The organism is Acidisphaera sp. S103, assembly GCF_009765975.1.
GTDB lineage: Bacteria > Pseudomonadota > Alphaproteobacteria > Acetobacterales > Acetobacteraceae > Rhodopila.
Genome location: NZ_LMUJ01000042.1, coordinates 67880 through 75187 on the forward strand (window position 1 = coordinate 67880; position 7308 = coordinate 75187).

Genomic DNA, 7308 nt, shown 5'->3' on the forward strand with positions numbered 1-7308 from the left:
AGCCGTTCCGGTTGAAAACAAGCCTGAATCGTCCTCACCCCGGCCAGGCCGGCATCCCGCGGAACCCCGGCAGAGCCTCGACCCGCCGCAGCCAGGCGCGAACAGCGGGGAATGGCTCCAGCGTGATGCCGCCGTCTGGCGCCACGGCGACGTAGGAATAGCAGGCCAGGTCGGCGATCGTCGGATGATCGGCGGCGAGAAAGACCCGCGTGGACAAATGGCCATCCATGAAACCCAGCAGGGTGGATGCCATGCCGGCCGCCTCCGCGGCGCTGCCGTTGACGGCTCCCTTGGCGATCAGCCGTGCGAGACCCGGGCCGAACTTCGCCTCTCCCGCGGCGATGGAGAGCCAGCGCTGGACATGGCTGGCGCCGATCGGGTCTTCCGGCAGCCACGGGCTGTCCGGGGCGTATTTCTTGGCCAGATAGACCAGGATGGCGTTGCTGTCGGCCAGTACCAGCTCGCCATCCTGCAGCACCGGGATTTGCCCGAGCGGATTGAGGCGGCGAAAGGCGTCCGATTGGCGGACCGCGGCAGGGGATTCGGCGAAACGATACGGCAGTTTCAGCATCAGCAGGAACAGTTCGACCCTATGCGCGTGCCCTGATAACGCGGTGCCGTGCAGGACGAGAGGGGACTGAGGCATGATACTGCTTTCCTCATTTTGCGGGCGCCCAGCATGATCCTTTCAAACAGCAGAGAGAATCGGGCGTATCGGAAAGTCAGAATTTCATTCATCGCAAGAATGAACCGGCCTTCCAAGGACATTTGCCCCTGGGCGGACCAGTGCTACCGTTACGGCGCCACGGGCTATGAGGGCCCCAGCCGTCGCTGACAGGGGAAACGCATCATGCAGTACACCACACTCGGCCGCACCGGCCTGAATGTCAGCGTCGCCGGCCTCGGCTGCGGTGGTTTCAGCAAGCTCGGTCTTGGCACCGGCCACTCGGCCGATCATGCAGTGGGGATCATCCGCCAGGCGCTGGACCTCGGGGTCAACCTGATCGACACCGCGGCGGTCTACGGCACCGAGGACGTGGTGGGCGCCGCACTCAAACACGTGCCTCGCGACACTGTGGTGGTCTGCACCAAGGCATCGAAACCCGCCGGCGACAAAACCTTCACCGTGGACAAGATCGTCGCCAGCCTGGAAGGATCGCTGACCCGGCTGGGCCTGGATTATGTCGACGTCTTCCAGCTTCACGCCGTCCCACCCGCCGCCTACGACCACGTCCGCGACGAGATCGCGCCAGCGTTGCTCAAGGAACGGTCGAAGGGCAAATTTCGTTACCTCGGCATCACGGAGACCGCGCCGAACGATCCCGAACAGCATATGCTGAACCGATCGATGCAGGACGACATGTGGGATACCGCGATGGTGGCGTTCAACCTGATGGACCAGGTCGCGCGCACCCAGGTGTTTCCGCATACGTTGGCCAATCGAATCGGCACGCTGATGATGTTCGCGGTCCGCAGCATCTTCGCCCGGCCGGCACAACTCGTAGCAACGGTGAAGGAACTCGCCGCGTCGGGCCAACTACCCGCATGGCTGGCGGAAACCGACGATCCCCTGGGCTTCCTGGTCCACCCCGACGGCGCCGACAGCGTCACCGACGGCGCCTACCGCTACGTACGCCACGAACCGGGCGTGGATGTCGTGCTGTTCGGCACCGGCGACGCGGCGCATCTGCGCGCCAATGTCGCCTCGATCCTGAAACCGCCTCTGCCGGCGGCGGACCGGGCGAAATTGCAAGATCTGTTCAGCCATCTGCGCGGCGTCGGGCTGGAGGCCCCACCGTCACGGCCGAGATAAAAACCGCCGCGATCAGGCCGGATAATCCAGCCGGCCCGCCACCGTTACCTCCAGCACCGCCGGCCCCTCACCGGACAGCGGCAGTTCGGCGTCCCCGTCGGTCCAGCGCCTCAGTTCGGACCCGTCATGTTCGACGCCCCACCACCCCCGCGACAAATGCGGATGGTCGAGCGGCATCACCTCGACAGCGTCACCACGTTTCAGCGTCATGTGCGACACCATCACCCCGAGGCGGCGATGATCCTCGACCCATGGCCGCATATCACACGGCCGAGCCGCGCGAGACAGCAGCCGTACCGAACCAAACCCCCCGGTCAGCAGGAACGTATAACCACCCGAACCGGTGTCGATTGGCTCGATCGTCCGCTCACCCAGAACGACGTGCAGCCCTGGATCGACGGTCGTCTCCACCTCTGCCGGCATATCAAACCCCAGCGCTGCCGCTCGGTCTGCGAGGTGACGCCAGAACGGCTCGACCGTCGCCGCATCATCGACAAACCGGCGGCAGGATTCAGCCTCACGCTGCCGCTGCCCGCTATCGGGGTCCTGCGATATCGCCCCGGCATTCTCGAACACACCGCGATTGCCTGTATCCAGGTAGCTCTCGGCCGGCAGCGCCTCGGCCAGCAGAATGTCGTGCGTATCGAGTTCCAAATGGTAATACGTTACAGTCCTGCACTGGGCCTCACGCTGGATGCTGGCCCCGTTGACCAGCAGCTTGACCGGAACCAGCACGTCACCCAGCAGCACCGCATGATCCGGAGACACCCGCATATCGCGATGCGGCATGCCCTCGGCCACCGCGTTGGCACGGATCAAGATCGGCTGGACGCTGTCAGGCTCCGGATGGCTGGTCAGATCGACATCATAACGGCCGATCCAGCCGATCGGCCGAACAACGCCGCTCACCGTGGCCACGCGATCGCCGATGGACAATTGCTCCACCGCGACCTCGCCATGGTCCGTCAGCAGCCTCGTGCCGAGGCAGTAGCTCATGGTTCAAAATTCCCTTCTGGAGACGAAGTCGAGCGATCGTGCGCCGGCCCGAAGGCGTAAATCGAGCGCCAGATCCGACTTCGCAGAAATTTGATATTTATAAAATCAAACTATAGGTTCGCGAAGCAGCCTACGGCACGTCCGTCGGCACCACGCTGATGCTGTTGAACGGCGACCCGTTGATCAGCTTGGTGCTGACAACTGTATAGACCAGCACGTGCTTCTCCGGGTCCAGCGACCGGTGGATCTGAAACGTCTTGAAGAACAGTGACGCCTGCGCGAACGCAATGACCTCGCTGCGCGGCATCGATGACGGCAGTTTCACCGGCCCCACCGCCCGGCACGCGATCGAGAACCGACTCGGATCCTCCGCCAGCCCCAGCCCGCCCTTGACCCCGCCCGTCGTCGCTCGGGACATATAACAGGATACGCCGTCCACCCGAGGATCGTCGTACCGCTCGATGACGATCTTGTCGTCCGGACCCAGCCAGCGGAAGTTCGTGTTGATGGAATCGATCCGGGTCTGCGCGAAGCCCGGCACCGAATACAGCAGCATCAATCCAGCAACGATCGACAGGATACGCATCAGACCCTTTCTCCTCGTATGCGCCGCGCCAGTTGCACCAGGATCGCGGCAGTGGCACCCCAGATGAAATGGTCCGGATGCGGCCAGACCCAATATTCCCGCCAAATTCCGTTGACGTGCTGCCGCTGCCGCCGCGGTGCATCCGGATCCAGCACGACACGCATCGGCAGTTCGAAGATCTCGTCCACCTCATGCGGCGATACCTTGTAGGTCAGCGCCGGAGGCACCACGGCCAGCACCGGCGTGATGCGGTATCCCGTCCCGGTCACATGATCGCTCAGCCGGCCCAGCACCTCGACCGACGCGGCATCCAGCCCGATCTCCTCCTGCGCCTCCCGCAGCGCGGCGGCTTCCGGTCCACTGTCCTCGGGATCGATGCGGCCACCAGGGAAGCTGACCTGCCCGGCATGCTTGGACAGATGCGACGTTCGCTTGGTCAGCAGCACCGACGGTTCGGCGCCCAGCACGACCGGCACCAGCACAGCCGCCAGCACCGGCGGGCGGTCCAGCCCGGCCAGCACCTCATCCCCGTAGATCACCCGGTCATCAGGCGGTGAGGTGGCAATTCCAGCCAGCCGCAGCCGCAGCGCCGCCGGCGTCACGCCTCACCGGGCGGCAACTCGCCCAGCGAAAAGAATTTTCCGCGACTCCACACGCCCAGCATCCGCTTGTTGCCGACCCATTCATGCACCGCCAGGGCGACCAGTTCGTAGTAGGTGGCACGGTTTATGCGTGCCTCGATCCCCAGATGTCCGGCCGCCCCCGGCCGCACCAGGATATACGGCGTGGGTTCACAGGTGACCAGATCGTGGGAGACGCGGATCGGATGATCAGGACCGGCCGTCACCACCTCATCGATGTTGGTGCGAAAGGACAGTACCTGTTTGCGGTCGTCGCCGGTCCAGTCGAGCTCGACCGCGACGAACGGCGCGTCCTCGACTTCGATCCTGCCACGTTCGGCCGGCGTCTGCAGCCACCAGCTTCCGTCCTCCTCGCGCCGCAGCACGCTGGAGAACAGGCAGACCAGCTCTTTCCGATTGATCGGCGACCCGCGATACAGCCACGTGCCGTCGCGCTTGATCAGGAACGGCAGGTCGCCGCACTCGGTCGGCACCCGAGCCGGCCTGGCCCGCATCACGCGTTCGGTGCAGGCGGCAAGCGCCTGCTCGACCATGGATTCGGCCGGTTTCACGGCGGCAGAATGGCACGACGCACTCGCCCGGTTCACAGACCCGTCTCCCTGGTTCACCGGCGCATCTCCACTGGAAGCAAAACTTCCTTACATCCACGCGATATAGGGAGCATCCCCCCGCCGGTGAAAGAGCCTATATGCTTCCACCGGCGCAAACGCGGAGGGTGTTACCCGTATGTCGGGCGGTATGGCTGGCTCGCCACAGGCGAATTCGAACTGGATTGACCCAATGAATGACGACCCGAACACCATTCTCGCGGCAACCGAGGCTCTTGGCGCCCGGGTCGTGCAGGTCCGAGCCGCCATCGGCCGGGTGATCTTCGGCCAGGATGAGGTGATCGATCAAACCTTGATCACTTTGTTGTCGGGCGGTCACGTGCTGCTCGTTGGCGTGCCGGGGCTGGGCAAAAGCCGCCTGGTGGAGACGCTGGGCGTGGTCCTGGGCATGGCCACCAAACGGATCCAATTCACCCCGGACCTGATGCCGGCCGACATCGTCGGCAGCGAGGTGCTGGACGAAACCGAAGGCCGCCGCGCCTTCCGCTTCGTCCCCGGCCCGGTGTTCTGCCAACTGCTGATGGCCGATGAGATCAACCGAGCCAGCCCGCGCACGCAATCCGCCCTGTTGCAAGCGATGCAGGAACAGCGGGTCGCCATCGGCGGCGTCGAGCACCCGTTGCCCCGCCCGTTCCACGTCCTGGCGACGCAGAACCCGATCGAGCAGGAGGGCACCTACCCCCTGCCCGAGGCCCAGCTCGATCGCTTCCTGCTGCAAGTCGACGTCAGCTACCCGGATTTGGCCGCCGAACGCGCCATGCTGTTGGCCACCACCGGCACGCCCGAGGAACCACCGGTCGAGGCGATGACCGCCGCCGACCTGGCGATGGCGCAGGCCTTGGTCCGCCGCCTGCCGGTCGGCGAGAAGGTCGTGGACGCCATCCTGTCCCTGGTCCGCGGCTGCCGCCCGGAGAGTGCCGAGGACGACATCGTCCGCCGCCATGTCGCCTGGGGCCCCGGACCCCGGGCGGCGCAGGCCCTGATGCTGGCATCGCGGGCGCGGGCGCTGTTGGGTGGCCGGCTGGCGCCGAGCATCGACGACGTCGCCGCTCTGGCTCGCCCGGTGCTGCGCCACCGCATGGCACTGAGTTTTTCCGCGCGAGCGGACGGAATCCTGCTGCCCGACCTGATCGACCGCCTGGTCGGGAAGATGGGGTGATGGCGTCCCCTTTGCGTCGAGGCCAGGCTTGGCCCATCCGTCATGGCCGGGCACCCTCTCTCCGTAGCGGCCAGGCATCCTTTCTTCGTCATGGCCAGGCACGCTCTCTCCGTCATGGCCGGGCGTGTCCCGGCCATGACGGAGAGAGCGTGCTGGCCGCCGCAACCGTCCCCCCCGCCGCCGCCGCCATCCTGATGCCATCCGGCCCAACCCTCCCCATCCCACGGCCCGCCTGAATGCCCAACCCCACCCTGACCGCCGAGGCCCTCGGCGCCCGCCTGCCGCCGCTGCTGGTCGCCGCGGACCGGGTCGCCGCGACCGTGGCGCAAGGTGTGCACGGCCGCCGGCGCGTCGGACAAGGCGACAGTTTCTGGCAGTTCCGCCGCTTCGTCTCCGGCGACCCGCTGGCGCGTATCGACTGGCGCCAATCGGCGAAATCCGGCCGAGGCGCACCCGAGGGCTGGTTCATCCGCGAAACCGAGTGGGAAGCCGCCCAGACCGTCAGCCTGTGGCGCGATGCCTCGGCCTCGATGCGCTGGCGGTCTCGTCAGGCACTGGTGGAAAAACGCGATCGGGCAAATCTGCTGTTGCTTTCCCTCGCCTCCCTGCTGCTTCGTGGCGGTGAGAGAGTGATGATGATGCAACAAGATGCCCGCCCGGTGACCAGCCGGTCCGGCCTGGACCGCCTGGCGGCCGATCTGGAAACGGTGGCGGACGACGACAACGGCCTGCCCCCGCCCGTACGACTGCCGCGTCACGGCACCGTGGTGCTGTTCAGCGATTTCCTGTCACCCTTGTCGGATATCCGCGCGCTGATCGGCAGCTTCGCCGCGGTGCCCGTAACCGGCTACCTGCTGCAGATCCTCGATCCGGCGGAAACCGCCCTGCCCTACCAGGGCCGAATCCGTTTCCGCGGCATGGAGCGCGAAGGCGAGGCGCTGATCCCACGCGTCGAATCCGTGCGAGACGCCTACGCCGAACGGCTGAAAGCCCAGCAGGACGGCCTGGCCACGATCTGCGCCACCGCCGGCTTCGGATTCGGTGTCCATCGCTCCGACCACCCGCCGGAGATGGCACTGCTGATGCTGCACCAGGCACTGGCGGCCCGATGAGCGTGCGGCACGGCATTCAACGCCAAGATGCCAAGGCGCCAAGACGCCAAGGTGTCGTTGGGCAGCTATTCCTCGCACGTGACCGGGCGCAAGCCATCGAGAAATGGCGATCCCTGACACGCCGCCCCTCGCAAGCCCTTGATCGACAATTTTCCTCACCACCTGGGCATCCAAAAACCATCACGCATAGCGAGCGTCCAGCATCCTTGGCGTCTTGGCGTCTTGGCGTCTTGGCGCTGAACCAGCCCTGCAAAGCCACCCTGTCACTTGAAGTCGGCAGCGAAACAGCCGAATCGCGCGACCAACGCCCCGACCGTTCCATCGTCGTCGTGGGCCGGCCCCTTCTCGTCATGGCGGGCGAAGGCCCGCCATCCACGCCTTGCTGCCCCGGTC

At 65.8% G+C, this 7308-nt stretch carries 8 protein-coding genes; 3 read left to right on the plus strand and 5 right to left on the minus strand.

Features of this window, described 5'->3' with window-relative positions; all coding sequences use genetic code 11:
• Positions 1-34: 34 nt before the first annotated feature.
• Positions 35-646: a glutathione S-transferase family protein gene (locus GSQ89_RS10585; protein WP_158924807.1), complete on the minus strand. Its 612-nt coding sequence runs from the start codon at positions 644-646 to the stop codon at positions 35-37.
• Between the two features lie 204 nt (positions 647-850).
• Here GSQ89_RS10585 and GSQ89_RS10590 point away from each other — a divergent pair, with 204 nt between their 5' ends.
• Entirely contained in the window at positions 851-1813 is a 963-nt protein-coding gene (locus tag GSQ89_RS10590; protein ID WP_158924809.1) for an aldo/keto reductase, read from the plus strand.
• Between the two features lie 12 nt (positions 1814-1825).
• Here GSQ89_RS10590 and GSQ89_RS10595 read toward each other — a convergent pair whose 3' ends face one another.
• The 4 genes from GSQ89_RS10595 to GSQ89_RS10610 all read right to left on the minus strand — a co-directional run bounded on the left by GSQ89_RS10595 (position 1826) and on the right by GSQ89_RS10610 (position 4644).
• Entirely contained in the window at positions 1826-2809 is a 984-nt protein-coding gene (locus GSQ89_RS10595) for a Hint domain-containing protein (protein ID WP_158924811.1), read from the minus strand.
• Positions 2810-2939: 130 nt separating this feature from the next.
• A complete protein-coding gene (locus GSQ89_RS10600; protein WP_158924813.1) occupies positions 2940-3395 on the minus strand; it encodes a CreA family protein in 456 nt (151 codons plus the stop codon).
• Entirely contained in the window at positions 3395-3997 is a 603-nt protein-coding gene (locus GSQ89_RS10605) for a CoA pyrophosphatase (RefSeq protein ID WP_158924815.1), read from the minus strand. The genes GSQ89_RS10600 and GSQ89_RS10605 overlap by 1 nt, the downstream gene beginning before the upstream one ends.
• The gene (locus GSQ89_RS10610) at positions 3994-4644 is read right to left on the minus strand and encodes a DUF1285 domain-containing protein (RefSeq protein ID WP_371734239.1); all 651 of its coding nucleotides are present in this window, start codon (positions 4642-4644) and stop codon (positions 3994-3996) included. The genes GSQ89_RS10605 and GSQ89_RS10610 overlap by 4 nt, the downstream gene beginning before the upstream one ends.
• Positions 4645-4816: 172 nt before the next feature.
• Between GSQ89_RS10610 and GSQ89_RS10615 the strand changes: the two genes are divergently transcribed.
• Positions 4817-5803 (plus strand): MoxR family ATPase, encoded by a 987-nt coding sequence (locus tag GSQ89_RS10615; protein ID WP_158924817.1) that lies wholly within the window; start codon positions 4817-4819, stop codon positions 5801-5803.
• A 236-nt stretch (positions 5804-6039) separates the two neighbouring features.
• Positions 6040-6915: a DUF58 domain-containing protein gene (locus tag GSQ89_RS10620; RefSeq protein WP_158924819.1), complete on the plus strand. Its 876-nt coding sequence runs from the start codon at positions 6040-6042 to the stop codon at positions 6913-6915.
• The last annotated feature ends 393 nt before the right edge of the window (positions 6916-7308 follow it).

Excerpts from the sequence above, each read along its gene's own strand:
- GSQ89_RS10585 (WP_158924807.1), bottom strand. The coding sequence starts at position 646 with ATGCCTCAGTCCCCTCTCGTCCTGCACGGCACCGCGTTATCAGGGCAC.
- GSQ89_RS10590 (WP_158924809.1), top strand. The coding sequence starts at position 851 with ATGCAGTACACCACACTCGGCCGCACCGGCCTGAATGTCAGCGTCGCC.
- GSQ89_RS10595 (WP_158924811.1), bottom strand. The coding sequence starts at position 2,809 with ATGAGCTACTGCCTCGGCACGAGGCTGCTGACGGACCATGGCGAGGTC.
- GSQ89_RS10600 (WP_158924813.1), bottom strand. The coding sequence starts at position 3,395 with ATGCGTATCCTGTCGATCGTTGCTGGATTGATGCTGCTGTATTCGGTG.
- GSQ89_RS10615 (WP_158924817.1), top strand. The coding sequence starts at position 4,817 with ATGAATGACGACCCGAACACCATTCTCGCGGCAACCGAGGCTCTTGGC.
- GSQ89_RS10620 (WP_158924819.1), top strand. The coding sequence starts at position 6,040 with ATGCCCAACCCCACCCTGACCGCCGAGGCCCTCGGCGCCCGCCTGCCG.